The 20,811-nt window shown below is 61.2% G+C and carries 17 protein-coding genes; 9 read left to right on the top strand and 8 right to left on the bottom strand.

Going from position 1 to position 20,811, the window contains the following annotated elements; translation table 11 throughout:
- Positions 1 to 65 precede the first annotated feature (65 nt).
- Positions 66 to 1,316, bottom strand: a complete 1,251-nt coding sequence (gene glyA, locus TRP66_RS10685) for a serine hydroxymethyltransferase (RefSeq protein WP_333401622.1) — start codon at positions 1,314 to 1,316, stop codon at positions 66 to 68.
- A 327-nt stretch (positions 1,317 to 1,643) separates the two neighbouring features.
- Positions 1,644 to 5,480 (bottom strand): bifunctional diguanylate cyclase/phosphodiesterase, encoded by a 3,837-nt coding sequence (locus tag TRP66_RS10680; RefSeq protein ID WP_333401621.1) that lies wholly within the window; start codon positions 5,478 to 5,480, stop codon positions 1,644 to 1,646.
- A gap of 367 nt (positions 5,481 to 5,847) precedes the next feature.
- Here TRP66_RS10680 and ettA point away from each other — a divergent pair, with 367 nt between their 5' ends.
- The gene (gene ettA, locus TRP66_RS10675) at positions 5,848 to 7,512 is read left to right on the top strand and encodes an energy-dependent translational throttle protein EttA (protein WP_333401620.1); all 1,665 of its coding nucleotides are present in this window, start codon (positions 5,848 to 5,850) and stop codon (positions 7,510 to 7,512) included.
- A gap of 102 nt (positions 7,513 to 7,614) precedes the next feature.
- Here the strand turns inward: ettA and TRP66_RS10670 are convergent, their stop codons facing one another.
- The 4 genes from TRP66_RS10670 to TRP66_RS10655 form a co-directional block, all read right to left on the bottom strand.
- The gene (locus TRP66_RS10670; RefSeq protein ID WP_333401619.1) at positions 7,615 to 8,130 is read right to left on the bottom strand and encodes a GreA/GreB family elongation factor; all 516 of its coding nucleotides are present in this window, start codon (positions 8,128 to 8,130) and stop codon (positions 7,615 to 7,617) included.
- A 78-nt stretch (positions 8,131 to 8,208) separates the two neighbouring features.
- Positions 8,209 to 8,556: a hypothetical protein gene (locus TRP66_RS10665; protein WP_333401618.1), complete on the bottom strand. Its 348-nt coding sequence runs from the start codon at positions 8,554 to 8,556 to the stop codon at positions 8,209 to 8,211.
- A 129-nt stretch (positions 8,557 to 8,685) separates the two neighbouring features.
- Positions 8,686 to 10,539 carry an Lnb N-terminal periplasmic domain-containing protein gene (locus TRP66_RS10660; RefSeq protein WP_333401617.1) on the bottom strand — a complete coding sequence of 618 codons (1,854 nt, stop codon included), beginning with the start codon at positions 10,537 to 10,539 and terminating at the stop codon, positions 8,686 to 8,688.
- A 62-nt stretch (positions 10,540 to 10,601) separates the two neighbouring features.
- Positions 10,602 to 11,090 (bottom strand): DUF3015 domain-containing protein, encoded by a 489-nt coding sequence (locus TRP66_RS10655; RefSeq protein WP_333401616.1) that lies wholly within the window; start codon positions 11,088 to 11,090, stop codon positions 10,602 to 10,604.
- Between the two features lie 352 nt (positions 11,091 to 11,442).
- On the opposite strand from TRP66_RS10655, the gene TRP66_RS10650 reads away from it, so the two are divergent.
- From TRP66_RS10650 to TRP66_RS10635, 4 genes are all read left to right on the top strand, one after another.
- Complete coding sequence (locus tag TRP66_RS10650) at positions 11,443 to 13,878, top strand: Lon protease family protein (RefSeq protein ID WP_333401615.1); 2,436 nt, start codon at positions 11,443 to 11,445, stop codon at positions 13,876 to 13,878.
- Between the two features lie 242 nt (positions 13,879 to 14,120).
- Positions 14,121 to 14,450, top strand: coding sequence for a PA4575 family protein (locus tag TRP66_RS10645; RefSeq protein WP_333401614.1), 330 nt, complete (start codon positions 14,121 to 14,123; stop codon positions 14,448 to 14,450).
- 89 nt (positions 14,451 to 14,539) lie between these two features.
- On the top strand, positions 14,540 to 15,028 hold the full coding sequence (locus tag TRP66_RS10640) for a TIGR00645 family protein (RefSeq protein ID WP_333401613.1): 489 nt from the start codon (positions 14,540 to 14,542) through the stop codon (positions 15,026 to 15,028).
- A gap of 122 nt (positions 15,029 to 15,150) precedes the next feature.
- Positions 15,151 to 15,768 (top strand): FKBP-type peptidyl-prolyl cis-trans isomerase, encoded by a 618-nt coding sequence (locus TRP66_RS10635; protein WP_333401612.1) that lies wholly within the window; start codon positions 15,151 to 15,153, stop codon positions 15,766 to 15,768.
- Between the two features lie 64 nt (positions 15,769 to 15,832).
- Here the strand turns inward: TRP66_RS10635 and TRP66_RS10630 are convergent, their stop codons facing one another.
- Together TRP66_RS10630 and TRP66_RS10625 are read right to left on the bottom strand one after the other, a co-directional pair.
- Positions 15,833 to 16,075 (bottom strand): PA4570 family protein, encoded by a 243-nt coding sequence (locus TRP66_RS10630; protein WP_333401611.1) that lies wholly within the window; start codon positions 16,073 to 16,075, stop codon positions 15,833 to 15,835.
- A gap of 267 nt (positions 16,076 to 16,342) precedes the next feature.
- The gene (locus tag TRP66_RS10625; protein WP_333401610.1) at positions 16,343 to 17,311 is read right to left on the bottom strand and encodes a polyprenyl synthetase family protein; all 969 of its coding nucleotides are present in this window, start codon (positions 17,309 to 17,311) and stop codon (positions 16,343 to 16,345) included.
- 241 nt (positions 17,312 to 17,552) lie between these two features.
- Here TRP66_RS10625 and rplU point away from each other — a divergent pair, with 241 nt between their 5' ends.
- The 4 genes from rplU (at position 17,553) to proB (ending at position 20,810) form a co-directional block, all read left to right on the top strand.
- Positions 17,553 to 17,864, top strand: a complete 312-nt coding sequence (rplU, locus tag TRP66_RS10620) for a 50S ribosomal protein L21 (RefSeq protein ID WP_333401609.1) — start codon at positions 17,553 to 17,555, stop codon at positions 17,862 to 17,864.
- 32 nt (positions 17,865 to 17,896) lie between these two features.
- On the top strand, positions 17,897 to 18,172 hold the full coding sequence (gene rpmA, locus TRP66_RS10615; RefSeq protein WP_333401608.1) for a 50S ribosomal protein L27: 276 nt from the start codon (positions 17,897 to 17,899) through the stop codon (positions 18,170 to 18,172).
- A 206-nt stretch (positions 18,173 to 18,378) separates the two neighbouring features.
- Positions 18,379 to 19,602: an Obg family GTPase CgtA gene (cgtA, locus tag TRP66_RS10610; RefSeq protein ID WP_333401607.1), complete on the top strand. Its 1,224-nt coding sequence runs from the start codon at positions 18,379 to 18,381 to the stop codon at positions 19,600 to 19,602.
- An 89-nt stretch (positions 19,603 to 19,691) separates the two neighbouring features.
- Positions 19,692 to 20,810 (top strand): glutamate 5-kinase, encoded by a 1,119-nt coding sequence (gene proB, locus TRP66_RS10605; protein ID WP_333401759.1) that lies wholly within the window; start codon positions 19,692 to 19,694, stop codon positions 20,808 to 20,810.
- The last annotated feature ends 1 nt before the right edge of the window (position 20,811 follow it).

Here is a 20,811-nt window from a genome sequence, read left to right as displayed (position 1 = left end):
AAACCCAAGGCAATAAAAAAACCCGGTTCAGACGAACCGGGTTTTTTGTATGACCAGCGCTGCTATCAGCTGTAGACCGGCAGCTTGGCGCAGATGGCCTTGACCTTCTCGCGAACGGCGTCGATGACCGCTTCGTTGTTCAGGTCGGCCAGGATGTCGCAGATCCAGCCCGCCAGTTCCTTGCACTCGGCTTCCTTGAAACCGCGAGTGGTCACGGCCGGAGTACCGAAGCGCAGGCCGGAGGTCACGAACGGGGAGCGTGGGTCGTTAGGCACGGAGTTCTTGTTGACGGTGATGTAGGCGCGGCCCAGGGCAGCGTCGGCATCTTTACCGGAGATGTCCTGCTTGATCAGCGACAGCAGGAACAGGTGGTTCTCGGTGCCACCGGATACCACGTCGAAGCCGCGCTCGATGAATACCGAAGCCATGGCCTTGGCGTTCTTCACGACCTGCTGCTGGTATTCCTTGAATTCAGGCTGCAGCGCTTCCTTGAAGCACACGGCCTTGGCCGCGATCACATGCTCCAGCGGGCCGCCCTGGGCGCCTGGGAATACGGCGGAGTTGAGCTTCTTCTCGATGTCGGCGTTGGCGCGTGCCAGGATCAGGCCGCCACGTGGACCGCGCAGGGTCTTGTGAGTGGTGGTGGTCACGACGTCAGCGAACGGAACCGGGTTCGGGTAAACGCCAGCGGCGACCAGACCGGCCACGTGAGCCATGTCGACGAACAGGTAGGCGCCGACCTTGTCAGCGATTTCGCGGAAGCGCGGGAAATCCAGGATCTGTGAGTAAGCGGAGAAACCGGCAACGATCATCTTCGGCTTGTGCTCGACGGCCAGGCGCTCGACTTCGTCGTAGTCGATCATGCCGTTGGCATCGATGCCGTACTGGACGGCGTTGTACAGCTTGCCCGAGGAGCTGACGCTGGCGCCGTGGGTCAGGTGACCACCATGAGCCAGGCTCATGCCCAGAATGGTGTCGCCGCCCTGCAGCAGGGCCAGGTAGACCGCAGCGTTGGCCTGCGAACCGGCGTGCGGCTGGACGTTGGCATAGTCAGCGCCGAACAGCTGCTTGGCGCGGTCGATCGCCAGCTGCTCGACCACGTCGACGTACTCGCAGCCGCCGTAGTAACGCTTGCCTGGGTAGCCTTCGGCGTATTTGTTGGTCAGCACAGAGCCCTGAGCTTCCATGACCGCCGGGCTGGTGTAGTTTTCCGAGGCGATCAACTCGATGTGTTCTTCCTGACGCAGAGCTTCTTGCTCCATGGCGGCAAACAGATCGGAGTCATACTTCGCGAGAGTCAAATCACGGCTGAACATGGCAGTCCTCAAGGGGCTTGGCGGAAAAGGGGGGCATTCTACCCCATCGGGTTTTATCTGGCATATGAAAGGCGGTCATGTGCCGGATGAATGGGACGCGGGTTGCGATGCCCCGTGTGGGAGCCAGCTTGCTGGCGATGCGGCGAAACAGACTCCGCAGATTTACGACTGCTGCGCAGCCGATCGCGGATGAATCCGCTCCTACAGTGCGCTCAGTTGGTGTGGGAGCCAGCTTGCTGGCGATGCGGTGCAACAGACTTTGCAGATTTACGACTGCTGCGCAGCCGATCGCCAGCAAGCTGGCTCCTACGCAATGTACGCCCACCGTCAGCAATCGAGCATGAACAGCGCGTCGTTGCTGAACTGGGCTTCGAATTGGGTGGCGGACATGGGGCGGCCGAACAGGTAGCCCTGGACTTCGTCGCAATCGTGCTGACGCAGAAATTCCAGTTGTTCCTGGGTCTCGACGCCCTCGGCGATCACCGCCAGGTTCAGGCTATGGGCCATGGCAATGATGGCGCGAGCGATCTGTGCGTCCTGTTCGCCGGACGGCAGGCCGTCGACGAAGGTGCGGTCGATCTTCAGCACGTCGATGGGGAACTGCTTGAGGTAGTTCAGCGACGAATACCCGGTTCCGAAGTCGTCTACGGCAATGCTCAACCCCAGCGTCTTGAGCCCGTCGAGAATCTGCATGGCTTCGTTGACTTCGCGCATCAGGATGCTTTCGGTCAGCTCCAGTTCCAGGCAGGCAGGGGGCAGCCCCGTTTCTTTCAGCATTCGGGCGATGCGTTTGCCCAGGTGGCCATCGGAAAACTGGCGGGCGGAAATGTTGACCGACACCTTGGGCACTCGCACGCGCGCCATATGCCAGTTCTTGAGCTGCCGGCAGGCTTCGGCCAGCACCCAGTCGCCGACTTCCACGACCAGTCCCAGTTCTTCCAGAACCGGAATGAAATCATTCGGCGGCACCAGTCCGCGCCGCGGATGCCGCCAGCGCAACAAGGCTTCGGCGCCGGTCAGGCGTTTGCCGTCGCCGCTGAACTGCGGCTGGTAGTAGAGCGTGAACTCCTGCTGCTCCAGGGCATGACGCAGATCGCTTTCCAGTTCCAGGCGCTCCAGCGCGGTCGCGTTCATGTCTGCCTGATAGAACTGGAAGTTGTTCTTGCCACGCTCCTTGGCGTGGTACATGGCCGTATCGGCGTTTTTCATCAACTGGCTCGACTCGCTGCCATCCTGCGGACTCAGCGCGATGCCGATACTGGCCGTCACGAAGAACTCGCGGCCTTCGAGTACGAACGGCGTCACCAGACTGGTGAGAATCTGTTCGGCTACATGAATGGCGCGACCCAGTGCAATGTCCCGGGTCGCACCCGGCTGCAATAACAGCGTGAATTCGTCGCCGCCCATGCGCGCGACGGTGTCGTCTTCGGCGACGCAAGCCTGCAGGCGGACTGCCATTTCCTTGAGCATCTGGTCGCCAGCCGCGTGGCCGAGCGAGTCGTTGATGGGCTTGAAGCGGTCCAGATCAAGAAACATCAGAACCACCCAGGCCTGCTGACGTTCGGCCTGCTGCAAGGCCGAATGCAGGCGATCCTGGAACAGCGTGCGGTTGGGCAGATGGGTCAGGGCGTCGTAATAGGCCAGCCGGTGAATGTGTTGTTCGCTGGCCTTGCGTTCGCTGATGTCGCTGAAGAAACAGACGTAGCTGGCCAGATCGCCCTCGTCGTCGACCACGGCGGTGATGCCGACCCAGGCGGGATATCCCTCGCCGTTACGGCGTCTCAACCGGACTTCGCCTTCCCAGCTTCCCGTCTGGTGCAGGTCCTGGAGAACGAGGCGCAGATCGGTCTGCTGATCGCCTTCGACGATCAGAATGCCCGGCAACTGGTCGAGCACTTGCGATGCTTCGTAGCCGCTGACGCGGGTAAAGGCTTCGTTGATCTGAACGATGTAGCCGGCCGGGTCCGTGATCAGGATGGCCGAGGTCGAGTGCTCGAAAACCGTCGCGGCCATGCGCAGGTCCTTTTCCGCGCGGCGCTGCTGACTGATATCGCGGCCTACGCCCAGCACGCCCTCGAAGCGGCCATGCTCATCCCAGACCAGCGCCAGGCGCAATTCCACAGGAATCTTGCGACCATCGGCGCGCAAGCAGTCGAACACGTAGAAGCAGGTCGGCACCTCGGCGCGCAGGGCGGCCAGTTCCTGCGGCATGTCGAGCACTTTGCGGATGCGTCCCAGCAGGGCGTAGAACCCGCTCAATTGCTGAGGGTTGGCGATTGCCACGTTCCAGCCGTGCTCGATGATCCAGTCGGCCTGATAGCCCAGCACCCCGAAGACCGACGGGCTGACATAGTTGGTGTCCAGGCGGCTGTCTGTGGAAAAGATCACGTCGCTGATGCTTTCTGCGAGCATGCGGTAACGTTGTTCGCTGTCGCGCAGCGACTGGCTGGCTGATACCTGTTCGGTGATGTCCTTGGCAACGCCGACGATGCGCGTGACCAGATTGTCCTGATTGCGCGCCAGCGCCTGTTCGCGAATGTCGAAGCAGCGCCAGTGGTTGGCCCGGTCGCGGAAACGCAGCACGCATTGCGACAGCTCGTCATGCCCATGATGCCGCTGGCGCAGGCGCATGTCCTGATACAGCCGGGCATCCTCGGGGTGCAGCAGGATCTCCCAGAAGAACTCGCCCATGGCGTGCAGCTCGGACTTGCTGTAGCCCAGCGTGCGGCCCAGGTTATGGTTGCTGTAGATCATGCGCTGACTGAGCACATCCTGAACGTACAAGTGGTCGGGAACGGTGCGCACGACGTCCGACCAGAAACTTTCGCGCTCTTGCAGCGACAGTTCGATCTGTTTGCGGCTGGTGATGTCGCCGACGCTGAGGATGACCGCATCGAAATCGGCCCGCGTTTCGGGCAGGCGCAGCACCAGCCACAAATGCTGATCCTGACCGTGCTCGCGCGTCAGACGGATCTCCAGTTCCAGGCGGGCCTGTTTGTCCAGCACCGCTTCGATGACTTGCACGCCCACGCCTGGATGTGTCCGGGACAGGCCTTCGATTAGTTGTTGCCAGGCTTGTTCGGTGCACGCGACGTCGAGCAGGTCCAGCGCCACCTGATTCACTTCGGTGATGCGCAACTGCTGCAGCAGACGCCTGGCCTGACCGGGCTGGTGGGTCGTCAGTTGATCGAGATCCGCGCGACTGCGTATCTGCAGGGCTTCCAGCAGGTCAGGGAGCCCCGACATATCGAGCACGCAGATGGCGACGCCGGCGCCCTCGAAAATATCCCGGTACCGTCGTCTGCTTTGCAGCAATTGAAGGCGGCGCCGGCGCAGGCTGATCAGGATCGCCAGCGGCAGAATCGCCAGCAACAGGCCCAGAATGCCTTTGCCGATCAAGGGCGCCAGCAGTTCCTGACGAGTCTTGTGGGCATCGAACAGGCCGCGCAGTTGCCAGTCGCTGTTGTTCAGCGGCTGCAGCAGCACGGTTTCGGGCTGACCTCCGGCGTCATCGTTGAAGGCCGCGGATTCACGCAGCAGCAGGCGCTGCGAGCCGCGCTCTTCAAGGCGCCAGAGATGCTGAAAATCCTGCGCGGGCTGGCGGATCAGTACTTTCAGGATGTCGGGATCGAAGCGCACGATCCAGTAGGTGCTGTCGGCCTTTGCGCTCTGGCGCATCAACAGGTACACCAGAGCGCCATCATCGGCAATCCGGTAGAAGTAGGGACGATCCGCGGCCGCGGCGAGCATGCTTTTCAACAAGGCGCCGTCACGCGCTTGTGCGCTGTCGCTGATCACTTCGCCTGTCGCGGTCAGCCCCACGACGCTGCGCAGACCAGGCAGCGTGCTTTTCAGACGATTCAAGGGACCTGGCTGCTCCAGGCGGGCTCCGGAAGAAATGGCCTCTTCCAGCAGGTTGAGCGTGACCTGGGCGTTGAGCGCCATGTTCAGGCTCAAGCGGTCCGCCAGCTGAGTGCTGTAGTCCAGGCTGCGCTGGCGCTGGCGGTCCTGCGTCTGATGGAATTGTTCGATCTGCTGCCAGACCAGCAATGCCAGCACCAACAGCACCAACGCCGCCAGCGCTCCCCTGAAGGAGCCGCGCAACGGCAAGGCGGTATTGCGTTGAGCGATACCTGGTGGCGAAGAGGGCGGTGTCGTAGGCAAACCGTTGTTCCTGACTACTGGACTGAAGCAGCGATACGTTGTGCACTATATGCCGGACGCCGGAAGGGCGGCTAGCATGCCTTGGCCCGTGATGGAGTGCCAGCCCCTGCCGGTCGGATCGTTTGCCCTGCAGGCTGCATTCGGGTAGCTTTACGCGAGTCCGACTCCTGCATGAGTGAATCCACTGTGTGCAAACATCGATCCAGCTTTCAATCTGTCCCCGTGCCAGGGTCCTTCTTCCGCTTGTCTTGATTCAAGGCGCGGAATGCGCGGGCGGCAAGTCCGGCAGACAAATAAAAGCTTTTCCAGGTTGGAGCTCCCGGCTCCGTCCCATTCGTACTTATCGCAGACGCTAGGTTTTCATTCCATGGCTCAATACGTCTACACCATGCATCGGCTGAGCAAAGTTGTGCCGCCGAAGCGGGAAATCCTGAAAAACATCTCTCTTTCTTTCTTCCCGGGCGCCAAGATCGGCGTGCTGGGTCTCAACGGTTCGGGCAAATCGACCCTGTTGAAGATCATGGCTGGCGTCGACAAGGAATTCGACGGCGAAGCACGTCCGATGCCCGAGCTCAACGTAGGTTATCTGCCGCAAGAGCCGCAACTTGACCCCACCAAGACGGTTCGTGAAGTGGTCGAGGAAGCGGTGAGCGTCATCAAGGATGCTCAGGCGCGTCTGGACCAGGTGTATGCCGAGTACGCCGAACCCGATGCCGACTTCGACAAGCTGGCCGCCGAGCAGGCGAAGCTCGAAGCCATCCTGCAGGCCGCCGATGGTCATAACCTGGAACGCCAGCTGGAAGTCGCCGCCGACGCGCTGCGTCTGCCGGCCTGGGATGCCAAGGTCGCCGTGCTTTCCGGTGGTGAGAAGCGCCGCGTCGCGTTGTGCCGTCTGCTGCTGTCCGCTCCGGACATGTTGCTGCTCGACGAACCGACCAACCACTTGGACGCCGACTCCGTCGCCTGGCTCGAACAGTTCCTGCACGGCTTCCCCGGCACCGTGGTCGCCATTACCCACGATCGCTACTTCCTGGACAACGTCGCCGGCTGGATTCTGGAACTCGACCGCGGCGCGGGCATCCCGTACGAAGGTAACTACTCGGGCTGGCTGGAAGCCAAATCCGACCGTCTGGCGCAGGAATCCAAGCAGCAGACCGCGCATGAAAAGGCCATGAAGGAAGAACTGGAGTGGGTCCGCAAGGGCGCCAAAGCTCGTCAGTCCAAGTCCAAGGCCCGTCTGCAACGCTTCGAGGAAATGCAGTCGCAGGAATTCCAGAAACGCAGCGAGACCAACGAAATCTACATCCCGGCGGGTCCACGCCTGGGTGACAAAGTCATCGAATTCAAGAACGTCACCAAGGGCTACGGTGACCGTGTATTGATCGACAACCTGTCGTTCGCCATGCCCAAGGGCGCCATCGTCGGCGTGATCGGCGGCAACGGTGCCGGTAAGTCGACCCTGTTCCGCATGCTGATGGGCAAGGAGCAGCCGGACTCGGGCACCATCGAGATCGGTGAAACCGTGCAGCTGGCCTGCGTCGATCAGAGCCGTGATGACCTGGACGGCAGCAAGTCGGTGTTCCAGGCGGTTTCGGATGGCTCGGACGTGATCCGTATCGGCAACTATGAGATCCCGTCGCGTACCTATGTCGGCCGTTTCAACTTCAAGGGCGGCGATCAGCAGAAGTTCGTGAAGGATCTGTCCGGTGGTGAGCGCGGTCGTCTGCACCTGGCGCTGACCCTGAAAGAGGGCGCCAACGTATTGCTGCTCGACGAACCGTCCAACGACCTCGACGTCGAAACCCTTCGCTCGCTGGAAGAAGCGTTGCTGGATTTCCCGGGCGCCGCGATCGTGATTTCCCACGACCGTTGGTTCCTTGACCGAGTGGCGACGCACATCCTGGCGTATGAAGACGATTCGCAGGCGGTGTTCTTCGAAGGCAACTACACCGAGTACGAAGCCGACCGCAAGAAACGCCTCGGTGAAGCCGCAGCCCAGCCACATCGCGTACGGCACAAGAAGCTGGCCTGATCCTCTCTGATCGCCAGCAAGGCGGATCGCCGCCCGCTGGCTCCTACAGTTCGTGCCGTAGGAGCCAGCTTGCTGGCGATTGGACCGGCGCGGTGCGTCGGTTCAATCCAGACGACTCACCTCCGCATCCCCCTCAATTCCAACCACCTCGATCACCTGATCCCCGGCCGGTCGCTTCCACACGACCTCGTCGCCTACTCGCGCGCCCAGCAAGGCCCGGCCCAGAGGCGATCCCCAGTTGATCAGTTTCTGCGCGGCATCCGCCTGATCCTCACCCACCAGTTGCACACGTTGCCGCCGGTCTTCCTCGTCCGCGAAGGTGACCCAGCTGCCAATCTGCACTTTCTCGGTGGACAGGGCAGGGGATACGACCTGAGCGGTCCGCAAGCGCTGGGTGTAATAACGCAGGTCTCGCTCCAGATCCGCCAGACGCTGTTTGTCGGCGTTGTCTCCCAACGCGTGCTGGGCACTGTGCTGGCTCTGCAAGTTGCGAACCTGCTGCTGCAACAACACCAGCCCTTGGGCGGTGACGTAATTGGGCTGGCTGCTGACCAGGCGTTCGACCGGTTGGCTGGCATCGGCCGCAGCCGTATCTTCATTGACGAATGCGCGACTCATGGGCTTTCCTCCTTCGATAAGGATTGGGCCGCATGCGTGACGGTTTGGTTTCGTCGGATGTTCGCCGCGTCCGGCTCATTAGCGGGGGCGATAGGCCTCGGCCGCGCTTCGAGACTTTTCCCGCTCCCAGTCCCGGTCGCGGTCGCTCAGACCCGGCGGGGTACGATCGCGGCCTTCCTGCATGGCCTGACATTGACGGAAGCCGTCGGCCCAGCCCTGGGAATACAGGTTATCCCGGGTAAACCGCGGCGCGTCCTTTTTGAACTCGCCGCCAATCGCGCCGGCTGCCTGCCGGCCACTGCCGCAACCATCCTGGTAGCCGTCGGCAAAGGCGGGCGGATAACCCTCGGCCAGCAATTGATCACGGGTGGACTGACAACCTGCCAGCCCGACGGCCAGCGACAACAACACCCACTGCAGCTTCATGGCGACTTCCTCGTGTATGAGTGGAGTCTAGAAGGCAATTGGTGAGTTATTTGTAAAAATTACGTTCGCATCGCCAGCAAGCTGGCTCCTACAGATCGCGTTGTAGGAGCCAGCTTGCTGGCGATCGGATCAATAGTGATACCACTTCACCTGCAACATCACTTCATTCTGCGGCGCGCTGAGGTGGGTGAATTCGCGCTGGGCGCTCAGCCGCAGGCCCAGATTGCGCGACAACTCCCACTGTTGATTGAGGCTGATGCTGCGACGCACCTCGCCGTTGGTGAAGTAATCGCCCTTGGCTTCCAGGCTCAGGTTTCCAAGCGGATTGCGCCAGAGCACACCGGTATTGAACCCGGCCGCGGGCGAGACGAACTCGGCGAAGTCGTTGTTGTGCTCGATACGCGCCGTCCCCAGCGCGAACCCCAGCACGTCTTCGCCCAGCTGCCAGGTGCCGCCCGCGCCGCCGTTGACATGGCTGACAAGGTTTTCGTCGCCGTGCTTGCCGGGTACTCGCTCCAGCCCGCCGGTGACTTGCCATGACCAGGGCTGCAGCAGCGCATTGCGCGGCGTGAGCGAGCGGATCGTCGCCAGATCCAGACGCTGGACCTGCCAGTCGTTGCCTTCGTACTGACGCACTTTCAATTGCAGAATCTCGATCTGCGCACCCAACGGGAAACCGTAGGCGTTGTCGTTCAGGTCGTGATAAGCCATGCGCAGGCCGTACTCGGCGAATGCGCGGTCCTCCCGAGAGCCCACGCCCAGTTGCCAGGTACGGGATTCATGGCCGTCTTCCGGCAGGCCAGGACGCTCGATCTCCAGCTCCGGCGGCGGATTGCGGTTGATGGCCTGCAACAGCTCGAAACTGCGCTGTGCGCGGCCTGCGTCACGCTCCAGACCGTTGGCCCGGTAACGTTCGAGCCGATACGCCGCGTCCTGGATCAGCGCCTGCCGCGCCTTGGGCAGCGCGCGATAATCGGGGGCCTGCATTTGTTTCTGGTCAGCGCTGACCTTGAGTACCCACTGCTGCTCATCATCGTTCAGCGGCTCGGCGCGGCTCAGCAGCTCGCGCTCCCGTGAAGGGCGATAGATCGTCTTTTCCACAAGCCCGGCGGCCTTGATGGCCTTCACCGTATCCGTCGGGATCGCCGTGAGGCCGAACTGTTCGGTCAGTTCCAGACCCGGCCTTGCAACCTGTAAAAGCTCCAGCAAGCGATACGAGCAGTTTTCATCGAAGAAGAAATAGCTGAAGCGGATCTGCTTCAATTCCCACACGTGCTCGACCATCCTCCCGGTTTCTTCCGGCGTGAGATTGAGTCGGTATTCCCAGAGGTCACGGTTTTCCAGGCTGCGGTATTCCGAGAGTTTTTCCTGATAGGGCACCAGCGCGAACAATCCTGGATAACCGCCCATCAGGCCTTTCCAGGCGTACAGCAAACTGTTGTCCATGCCTTCGATGTAAGCACCGAAGTTGATGGCGTAGCTCAGCAGCGTCGTGTCATTGGTCTTGGCGCTTGCCGGGTCGATACGCAGCAAGGTATGCCCGAACATCGACGAGGGGCTGTTCAGGTAAGCCGCGGGAAAGATCAGTACCGTACTGTCCGGCGCAACGTCCTTGAACCAGGCTTTGTATTCCGTGCAGTCCGGGGTCGGCAGGCCGGTGAGCTGCAACTGGTCGCGCAACCAGCGGGTCCGCGCCGGATAGACGCACTGCGCATGAGTCTGGGGATCTCTCACCGGCGCGTAGATGGCCTTGAGCGTCGCGCGCAGTTCAGCGTCCGGATGGTGCGCGCCATCCTCGGCGAGGAAGAATTTGGGGTCGTCGACATAGCTGCGCCAGCCGCCCAGCTTGCCGGCTTCGTAATGACCGAGCGAGAGCCAGTAGCGGTCACTGGCCAGTTGCTGCAAACGGTCGGTCGCCACCTGGGGCATGGCAGACAGAGGGGCACAGACAAAGAGCGCCAGATACGCAAGACGTTTGAGCATAGAGGGCAACTAGATCGAGGGGTGAGAAAACCGCTCCCCGGAACGGAGAGCGGTCAGCGACTTTAAGCCTGGGTAGCGTATTTGGCCAGAGTCGGATCGTTCTTCAGTACAGCTACGGTGTTGTTGTGTACGTCTTCAGCGGTGGCATCTGCCTTGTTGAAGATTTGCGAGAAGTGCTCATGGGTGACAGCGGCGAAGTGCGCGCGGTCTTCAGGGGCGACACCCAGTACCACCGCGTAGGTGGTCAGCGCTTCGCCTTTGCCCATCGCCATGTCCTTGGACAGCTCGTCCATCATGCCATTCATGGCAAGCCAGGATTTGCCGCCGTAGGTCAATGCGCCGTTGGTGGAGCAGCCGTTGGTGCCGGAGGTCATGCCGAAGGTGGCGTTACCGGAAGTGCCGTTGGTGGTAGAGGCCAGGAAGTGAGCGGGGGTGCCGCGCTGGCCTTCGAACAGCATGTTGCCCCAGCCGCAGTCCGGACCACCCGGAGCCTGAGCCATAGCGTTGATGGAAACAGCGGTGAAGAGCGTTCCAAGAAGAATCCGTTTCATAGCTTGTTCTCTATCTTATTCAACCAAGGGTCGGGGTTCTTGACGCGATCCGGCTCGAAACTGGCTGTGCCTGGCTCTGCAGCTTGAACAACAGAACTTGGTTCACCGATGACAGGCCGAACGGCTCATCAAGTCAGATGGCCATCAAATAATCATCTGCGCACTTTGGAGTTTAGGCAGAGTCATCCGGTTCCGTGGTTTATTACAAATTGCTGCCGGTCATTCCGAGGCAAAGGGCCGCCATGCCCGTGTTTCCGGCAGCGGAAAGCATTCAGGACGCGAGCGCCTTGCAAGTCTCGTTCGGCGAGCGCCAGAATGCCGACATCTGCCCCGCCTGATGTAAGGAACACTGATGCCAGATTCTGTCGCAGCCAGCCTCCGTCTAGCGCCTCATGCGCTGACCCGCCCGTTTTCCGCTGAACAGTTCAGCTTTTCGACGACCAACGATCTGGAGCCTTTCCGTGGCGTGCTCGGCCAGGAACGCGCCGTGGAAGCCTTGCAATTCGGTGTCGCCATGCCGCGCCCCGGCTACAACGTGTTCGTGATGGGGGAGCCGGGCACTGGCCGCTTCTCGTTCGTCAAACGCTACCTCAAGGCCGAGGCCAAGCGTATGCAGACGCCGGCCGACTGGGTGTACGTCAACAATTTCGACGAGCCTCGCGAACCCCGCGCGCTGGAACTGCCACCGGGCAGCGCCCAGGCGTTCATGACCGATATCGGTGGACTGATCGACAATCTGCTGGCGACGTTTCCGGCGGTATTCGAGCATCCGTCCTACCAGCAGAAGAAGAGCGCCATCGACCGGGCATTCAACCAGCGTTACGACCGGGCGCTGGATGTGATCGAGCGTCTGGCGCTGGAGAAGGGCATCGCGCTCTATCGCGACAGCTCCAACATTGCGTTCACGCCCATGGCCGACGGCAAGGCGCTGGACGAAGCCGAGTTTTCCCAGCTTCCGGAGGTGGAGCGCGAACGTTTCCATGACGACATCGCCGGGCTTGAAGAGCGCTTGAACGAAGAGCTCGCCAGCTTGCCGCAGTGGAAGCGCGAGTCCAGCAATCAGCTGCGCCAGCTCAACGAAGAAACCATCATTCTCACGCTCCAGCCGCTGCTGGCACCGCTGTCGGAAAAATACGCCGAGAACGCTGCGGTCTGCGCGTATCTGCAGGCGATGCAGGTCAATCTGCTCAAGACCGTGGTCGAGCAACTGGTGGAAGACAGCAAGGCCGATGCCCAGGCCCGCAAGTTGCTGGAAGAGCAATACAGCCCCAGTCTGGTGGTCGGGCATACTCACGACGGCGGCGCGCCGGTGGTCTTTGAGCCGCATCCGACTTACGACAATCTGTTCGGACGTATCGAGTACAGCACCGATCAGGGCGCGCTTTACACCACTTACCGCCAGCTGCGTCCCGGCGCGCTGCATCGAGCCAATGGCGGCTTCCTGATTCTCGAAGCCGAGAAAATGCTGGGCGAGCCGTTTGTGTGGGACGCGCTCAAGCGCACCCTGCAATCGCGCAAGATCAAGATGGAGTCTCCGCTTGGCGAGATGGGCCGCTTCGCGACCGTCACGCTGACGCCCCAGGTCATCCCCTGGAACGTGAAGATCGTCATCATCGGTTCGCGCTCGCTGTATTACACCCTTCAGGACCTGGATCCGGACTTCCAGGAGATGTTTCGCGTGCTGGTGGATTTCGACGAGGAAATCCCCATGGTCGACGAAACTCTTGAGCAGTTTGCCCAGCTCTTGAAAACCCGTACCTCCGAGGAAGGCATGGCGCCGCTGACCGCCGATGCCGTTGCCCGGCTGGCGACCTACAGCGCGCGTCTGGCCGAGCATCAGGGGCGGTTGTCGGCCAAAATCGGCGATCTGTTCCAGCTGGTCAGCGAAGCCGACTTCATTCGTCAGCTCGCCAACGAAGAACAGACCGACGCCGGCCACATCGAGCGCGCGCTCAAGGCCAAGGCGACTCGCACAGGTCGCGTGTCGGCACGCATTCTCGATGACATGCTGGCGGGGATCATCCTGATCGACACCGATGGCGCGGCAGTCGGCAAGTGCAACGGCCTGACCGTGCTGGAGGTCGGCGACTCGGCGTTCGGCGTGCCGGCGCGCATTTCCGCGACCGTCTATCCGGGCGGCAGCGGCATCGTCGATATCGAGCGTGAGGTCAACCTGGGCCAGCCTATCCATTCCAAGGGGGTGATGATCCTGACCGGTTATCTGGGGAGCCGATATGCTCAGGAATTCCCGCTGGCAATCTCCGCGAGTATCGCGCTGGAGCAGTCCTACGGCTACGTCGACGGCGACAGTGCGTCGCTGGGCGAGGTCTGCACGCTGATTTCGGCGTTGTCGCGCACGCCTCTCAAACAGTGCTTCGCGATCACCGGATCGATCAACCAGTTCGGCGAGGTGCAGGCAGTCGGCGGCGTGAACGAGAAAATCGAAGGATTCTTCCGTCTCTGCGAAGCGCGCGGCCTTACCGGCGAACAAGGCGCAATCATCCCCAAGGCCAACGTCGCCACGCTGATGCTCGATGAGCGTGTGCTGCAGGCAGTGCGCGCTGGACAGTTCCATGTGTATGCGGTGAGCCAGGCCGATGAAGCCCTGAGCCTGCTGGTCGGAGAGCCGGCCGGCGAGCCCGATGAGACGGGCGAGTTTCCCGAGGGGAGCGTCAACGCCCGGGTGGTCGAGCGCTTGCGCGATATCGCCCAGATGCTCAGTGACGAAGACCTCAAGGAAGAGCTGGAGAAGGAACCGGCGCAATTGCAACCCGAACTGAAAGCTTGATGCGCTAACGGATGCCGGGCGGTCATCGGCCCCCGGCATCCGTTCATCCGGCCTGCCTTCCGCTCGCGGCTTTTCTTCTATCCTGAATGGTTACAAGAGTGGCCAGATGAACTGGCGCACCCTCCCGTCCCACGAGGGGAGGTCAAGACTGTCCCTCAGTGGGTGTTCATAAAACTGGCGAACGAAGACAAGGCCATTGTCGAGTGCAGCCATCCGTAACACCCGCTCACGAGGAGTCCGCTATGTCGCGTAGCCTCTGTCTTACCCGTCAATGTCTGGGCCTGATGACTCGTATCGAATGCGCCGTGCGGCCGTTGGGCGGCGGTAACGGCACGTGGATGCTGCTGTTCGCCGCCGGCATGTCCGGCGAGCAGCCTTCGGCCATCAAATCCCAAGGACCGTTCACCGGGCTGCCGGCCGCCGAGGCCGTGCTGACAGCCATCGCCGAGAGCCTGGCGCTGCATGGCTACCAGATGACCGACGACGTGCCAATCTGGAGCCTGCACCTGCAAAGCGAACTACGGCGTATCAACAGCGACTTGACGGCCTATCCCCGGTCATCGCCGTTCTGATCGTTCGTGCGGTATTTCGTCGCAGGCTTAGAGGCGACGGCTACCACTGATATACTCGCTCGTCATTTTTTCACTTCTGGCGAGTCTCGATGGAACGTTTTTTTGAAAATGCCATGTACGCCTCCAGGTGGCTGCTGGCGCCGATCTACTTTGGTCTTTCTCTCGGGCTGCTGGCGCTGTCCCTGAAGTTTTTCCAGGAAATTTTCCACGTCCTTCCCAACGTCTTTTCCCTGGCAGAAGCCGATCTGATTCTGGTGCTGCTGTCGCTGATCGACATGGCGCTGGTCGGCGGCCTGTTGGTCATGGTGATGATTTCCGGCTACGAAAACTTCGTGTCCCAGCTCGACATCGACGAGACCAAGGAAAAGCTCAACTGGCTGGGCACCATGGACTCCTCTTCGTTGAAGATGAAAGTGGCCGCCTCGATCGTGGCGATCTCATCGATCCATCTACTGCGGGTGTTCATGGATGCGGCCAACATCGAAGCCGAACACTTGAAGTGGTACGTCATCATTCACATGACCTTCGTGGTGTCGGCGTGCGCCATGGGGTATCTGGACAAAGTCACCAAACACTGAGGGGTCGCGCGGGCTAACTGTGCTAGTCTGCTCGCCCTTTTGTTTCGGGGCGCCTCGCCTCGGACCGCGCCGGCCGCCAGGCCGACGCGCCGTATCGAACCGCCCCTCTACGGAGCAGCGTCATGTCCGAAGTCAATCTGTCCACCGACGAAACGCGCGTCAGCTACGGCATCGGCCGTCAGTTGGGCGATCAATTGCGCGACAACCCGCCGCCAGGCGTGGACCTCAATGCGATCCTGGCCGGTCTGACCGATGCCTTCAACAGCCAGCCAAGCCGTGTGGGTCAGGAAGAAATGTCCGCCGCCTTCAAGGCAATCCGCGAAGTCATGCAGGCTGAAGCTGCCGCCAAGGCTGAGAAAGCCGCTCAGGCTGGCGTAGCCTACCTGGCCGAGAACGGCAAGCGCGAAGGTGTGACCACCCTGGCCTCCGGTCTGCAATTCGAAGTGCTGACCACCGGTGACGGCGCCAAGCCGACCCGTGAAGACCAGGTCCGCACTCACTACCACGGCATGCTGATCGACGGCACCGTGTTCGACAGCTCCTACGATCGTGGCGAGCCGGCCGAATTTCCGGTCAGCGGCGTGATCGCCGGCTGGACCGAAGCCCTGCAACTGATGAACGCCGGCAGCAAATGGCGTCTGTACGTGCCGAGCGAGCTGGCTTACGGCGCTCAGGGCGTGGGCAGCATTCCGCCGCACAGCGTGCTGGTGTTCGACGTGGAACTGCTGGCCGTTCTGTAACGAACGAGTGCCGGGCGGATCGTGCTGATCCGCCCGGCATCGCCGTCGGACGCAGGTTTCATGTTCAATGCAACTCGCCTGCCGGGCGCAACGCCCGGGCATAGCAGAACAGAAACAGACTGCGCACCATCTCCTTGAGCACCATCGGCTCACTGGAGCTCAGGTCGTGGACGTCCAGGTCACCCTGATCCCGCAACTCCTCCAGGGCTTCCTCTTCCAGCACCGCACACACCTCGCCGGTTTCCCGATGAAGGATCCGCAGATAAGGGTGAGGGCGGTCCAGCCATGCATCGATCAAGTAAGTCATGTCTCATCTCCGGTAGCGACAAGATGAGAATAATTCCTATCAAGATAATAGCAAGCACCTATTTGAGATTAATTCGCATTTTGCGCCGAGCGGTAGCATGGGAATTGCCGTAGGAGCCAGCGGGCGGCGATCCGTCTTGCTGGCGATGCGCGCATGTTGAATGCGTAGTCCGCGGCGTGGCAGATCGCCAGCAAGCTGGCTCCTACACAAGGCCGCGCGAAATAAAAAACCCGTCACAAGGACGGGCTTTTCAACAACGCTTTACGATCAATACGTGCGGGCTACCGCGAACTCGCTCAGCTCCACCAGCGCATCGCGGTATTCGCTGGGCGGCAGCACTTCGAGGCAAGCGATGGCGCGCGCCGCGAATTCTCGGGCCTGACGGGCGGTGTAGTCCAGGGCGCCGGAGCTTTCGACCGCATCGCGGATGCGTTCCAGATCTTCGAGGCCCCCTTTCTGGATCGCCTGACGCACCAGCGCGGCCTGCTCCGGGGTGCCTTCGCGCATGGTGTAGATCAGCGGCAGCGTCGGCTTGCCTTCGGCCAGGTCGTCGCCGACGTTCTTGCCGAGGGTTTCGGCATCGCCGCGATAGTCCAGCAGGTCGTCCACCAGCTGGAACGCGACCCCCAGATGGTCGCCGAAAGTGCGCAGCGCTTCCTTCTGCTCAGCGGTCGCCTGGCACAGCGCCGCGGCGCTGTGGGTGGAGGCCTCGAACAGCATGGCGGTCTTGCCGCGGATGACTTCCATGTAGGTCTCTTCGGTGGTGCTGGCGTCACGCACCTTGGACAACTGCAAAACCTCGCCTTCGGCGATGATGCGCGTGGCCTGCGAGAGAATCTTCATGACCGGCATCGAGTCGAGCTCGACCATCATTTCGAAGGAGCGGGAATAAAGGAAATCGCCGACCAACACGCTGGGCGCGTTGCCCCACAGTGCGTTGGCGGTCGAACGGCCACGACGCATGCCGGACATGTCGACCACGTCGTCATGCAGCAGGGTGGCGGTGTGCAGGAATTCGATTGTGGCAGCCAGCAGGCGCAGGTCGTCGCCCTCGCGGCCCAGGGCCTTGCCGCACAGCAGAACCAGCAGCGGGCGCAGTCGCTTGCCCCCGGCGGACGTGATGTAATCGCCGATTTTCGAGACCAGCGGTACGCGCGACGTCAGCTGTTTTTTGATGATAAGGTCAACGGCACTAAAGTCGTCCGCCACCGCGCGATAGAAGGCTTGGGGTTGCATCAGCGACACGTGCTCCGGATAGATTGCGCCGCATGCTAGGTTGCGGGTCAGGGTGTGTCAAGGCAAGACGAGCGGCCCCTTGCAAGCACTCTGGTCCTTGCGTACAATCGCGCACCCTAACTTTCCTGGGCAGCACCTGCCTTACGCAATTGCACGACAGGCCTTTCCAGCCCCGTGCAGCCATGCCAGCCGACACTCTTCCTATAAAGAGCTGGGTGAGCAGGATTTTCGGAGAAATACCATGTACGCAGTAATTGTTACCGGTGGCAAGCAGTACAAAGTCGCCCCAGGTGAATACCTGAAAGTTGAAAAGCTGGAAGTCGCTACTGGCGAATCCGTCACTTTTGATCGCGTCCTGCTGGTTGGCAATGGCGACGACGTCAATATCGGTGCTCCAGTCGTTGCTGGCGCTACCGTTGTGGCTGAAGTGGTTTCGCAAGGTCGTCACGATAAGGTTCGCATCATCAAGTTCCGTCGTCGTAAGCACCACATGAAGCGTATGGGCCACCGCCAGTGGTACACCGAGATCAAAATCACCGGTATTCAGGCGTAATTCAGCCTAATCCTCATTTGGAGAATTGACTCATGGCACACAAAAAAGCTGGTGGTAGTACCCGTAACGGTCGCGACTCAGAAGCCAAACGCCTTGGCGTGAAGATGTATGGCGGCCAGACTATCGTTCCTGGCAACATCATCGTGCGTCAGCGCGGCACTCAGTTCCACGCTGGCTACGGCGTTGGTATGGGTAAGGATCACACCCTGTTCGCTAAAGTCGAAGGCGTGATCAAGTTTCAGGTTAAAGGCGCCTTCGGTCGCCGCTACGTGAGCATCGTTCCGAAGACTGAAGTCTCCGCAGCGTAATCACGCAGTCGCTTGAAAAGCCCTGTCTTGCGAGACGGGGCTTTTTTGTTTGTAGATGTTGGTGAGTCTCTTGCAAAGCTGTTTGTGCGGGCTGTTGTGATGTTGACCCTTGTGGTCACTGGTTTCTGATCGGTATCGCAACGCTCATCTTTGCAAGAGTCTTATGTATGTGGTTCTGCTCGCCCCTGTGGCGGGAGGCGTGCGTTATGAAATTTGTAGATGAAGTATCCATTCGAGTGAAGGCCGGCGACGGCGGCAACGGTTGCATGAGCTTCCGTCGCGAAAAATTCATTGAAAACGGTGGTCCTAACGGTGGTGACGGCGGCGACGGCGGTTCCGTGTTCATGGTTGCCGACGAAAACCTCAATACCCTGGTCGACTACCGCTACACCCGTCATTTCGATGCGGAGCGTGGCTCCAATGGTGGCAGCACCGACTGCACCGGTCGCAAAGGCGAAGATCTGGTGCTGCGTGTGCCGGTCGGCACCACCATCATCGATGCGAGTACCCAGGAAATCATTGGCGACCTGACCAAGGCCGGTCAGCGCCTGATGGTGGCTCAGGGTGGATGGCACGGTCTGGGTAACACTCGCTTCAAGTCCAGTACCAATCGTGCGCCGCGCCAGACGACGCCAGGCAAGCCGGGCGACCAGCGTGATCTCAAGCTGGAGCTGAAAGTGCTGGCCGACGTGGGTCTGCTGGGTCTGCCAAATGCCGGCAAGAGCACGTTTATTCGCTCCGTTTCCGCCGCCAAGCCGAAAGTGGCCGACTACCCGTTCACCACGCTGGTGCCGAACCTGGGCGTGGTCAGTGTCGATCGCTGGAAGAGCTTTGTGGTAGCGGACATTCCGGGCCTGATCGAAGGTGCGTCGGATGGCGCCGGTCTGGGCATTCGCTTCCTCAAGCACCTGGCGCGCACGCGTCTGTTGCTGCACCTCGTGGACATGGCGCCGCTGGATGAAAGCAGCGCGGCGGATGCGGCCGAAGTCATCGTCAACGAGCTGATCAAGTTCAGCCCGTCCCTGGCGGAGCGCGATCGCTGGCTGGTGCTGAACAAGTGCGACCAGTTGCTCGAAGACGAGCAGGAAGCGCGCAAGCAGGAAATCATCGAACGTCTGGAGTGGACCGGTCCGGTCTACGTCATTTCGGCGATCGCCAAGCAGGGCACCGAGCAGTTGTCCCGCGACATCATGCGCTATCTCGAAGAGCGCAGCCTGCGCATGGTCGAGGAGCCGGGCTACGCCGAAGAGCTGGCCGAGCTGGATCAGCGCATCGAAGACGAGGCGCGTGCCCAGCTGCAGGCCCTGGACGATCAGCGTGCACTGCGTCGCAGTGGCGTGAAGAGCGTCCATGACATCAGCGATGATGACTGGGACGAAGATGATGTGGAGGGCGACGACGGTCCGGAAATCATTTACGTCCGTGACTGATCGCTTGCAGTAAACTTGAACGCCGCTATCTCTGATAGCGGCGTTTTTGTATCTCGAATTCAAAACTCTCTGGCTAAGGTTGGAAGATGATGCGCAGCAAAGTGACGGGTGCCCAGCGCTGGGTTGTGAAGATCGGCAGTGCCTTGCTGACGGCTGACGGCAAAGGGCTGGATCGCACCGCCATGGGTGTATGGGTCGAGCAGATGGTGGCGCTGCATGAAGCGGGCGTCGAGCTGGTCCTGGTGTCGTCCGGTGCGGTAGCGGCCGGCATGAGCCGGCTGGGCTGGACTGTTCGACCTAGTGCCATGCACGAGCTGCAGGCTGCCGCCGCGATCGGTCAGATGGGGCTGGTGCAGGCCTGGGAGTCGAGCTTTGCCGACTATGGGCGTCACACGGCGCAGATTCTGCTGACTCATGATGACCTTTCCGACCGCAAGCGTTACCTGAACGCGCGCAGCACATTGCGCGCCCTGGTCGAGCTGGGCGTCGTGCCGGTGATCAACGAGAACGATACCGTCGTCACTGACGAGATCCGCTTTGGCGATAACGATACCCTGGCCGCGCTGGTCGCCAACCTGGTCGAGGCTGATCTGCTGGTCATTCTGACGGATCGTGACGGCATGTTCGATGCGGACCCGCGCAACAATCCCGAAGCGCAGTTGATTTACGAGGCGCGCGCCGACGATCCGGCGCTGGATGCCGTGGCAGGCGGAACGGGCGGGGCGCTGGGGCGTGGCGGCATGCAGACCAAGCTGCGCGCGGCGCGTCTGGCGGCGCGTTCCGGTGCGCACACGGTGATTGTCGGCGGACGCATCGAGCGGGTCCTGGCGCGCCTGAAAGGCGGCGAGCGCCTTGGCACCTTGCTGTCGCCCGAGCGCGGAATGCTGGCGGCGCGTAAGCAATGGCTGGCCGGACATTTGCAAACCCGCGGCACGCTGGTGCTGGATGAGGGCGCTGTCGCCGCGCTGGCCAGCGATCACAAGAGCCTGTTGCCGGTGGGGGTGAAGGTCGTGCAGGGCAGTTTCAGGCGCGGCGAGATGGTGGTGTGCGTCGCGCCGGATGGGCGTGAGATCGCCCGTGGGCTGAGTAACTACAGCGCCGTGGAGGCGCAAAAGATCATCGGCCAGTCTTCGGACGCCATCGTGCGCGAGCTGGGCTATATGGCCGAGCCTGAGCTGATCCATCGCGATAATCTGGTGCTAGTCTGAT

It is taken from the genome of Pseudomonas sp. JDS28PS106, from assembly GCF_036706555.1.
Taxonomy (GTDB): domain Bacteria; phylum Pseudomonadota; class Gammaproteobacteria; order Pseudomonadales; family Pseudomonadaceae; genus Aquipseudomonas.
This window is presented reverse-complemented; position numbering and strand designations above follow the sequence as displayed.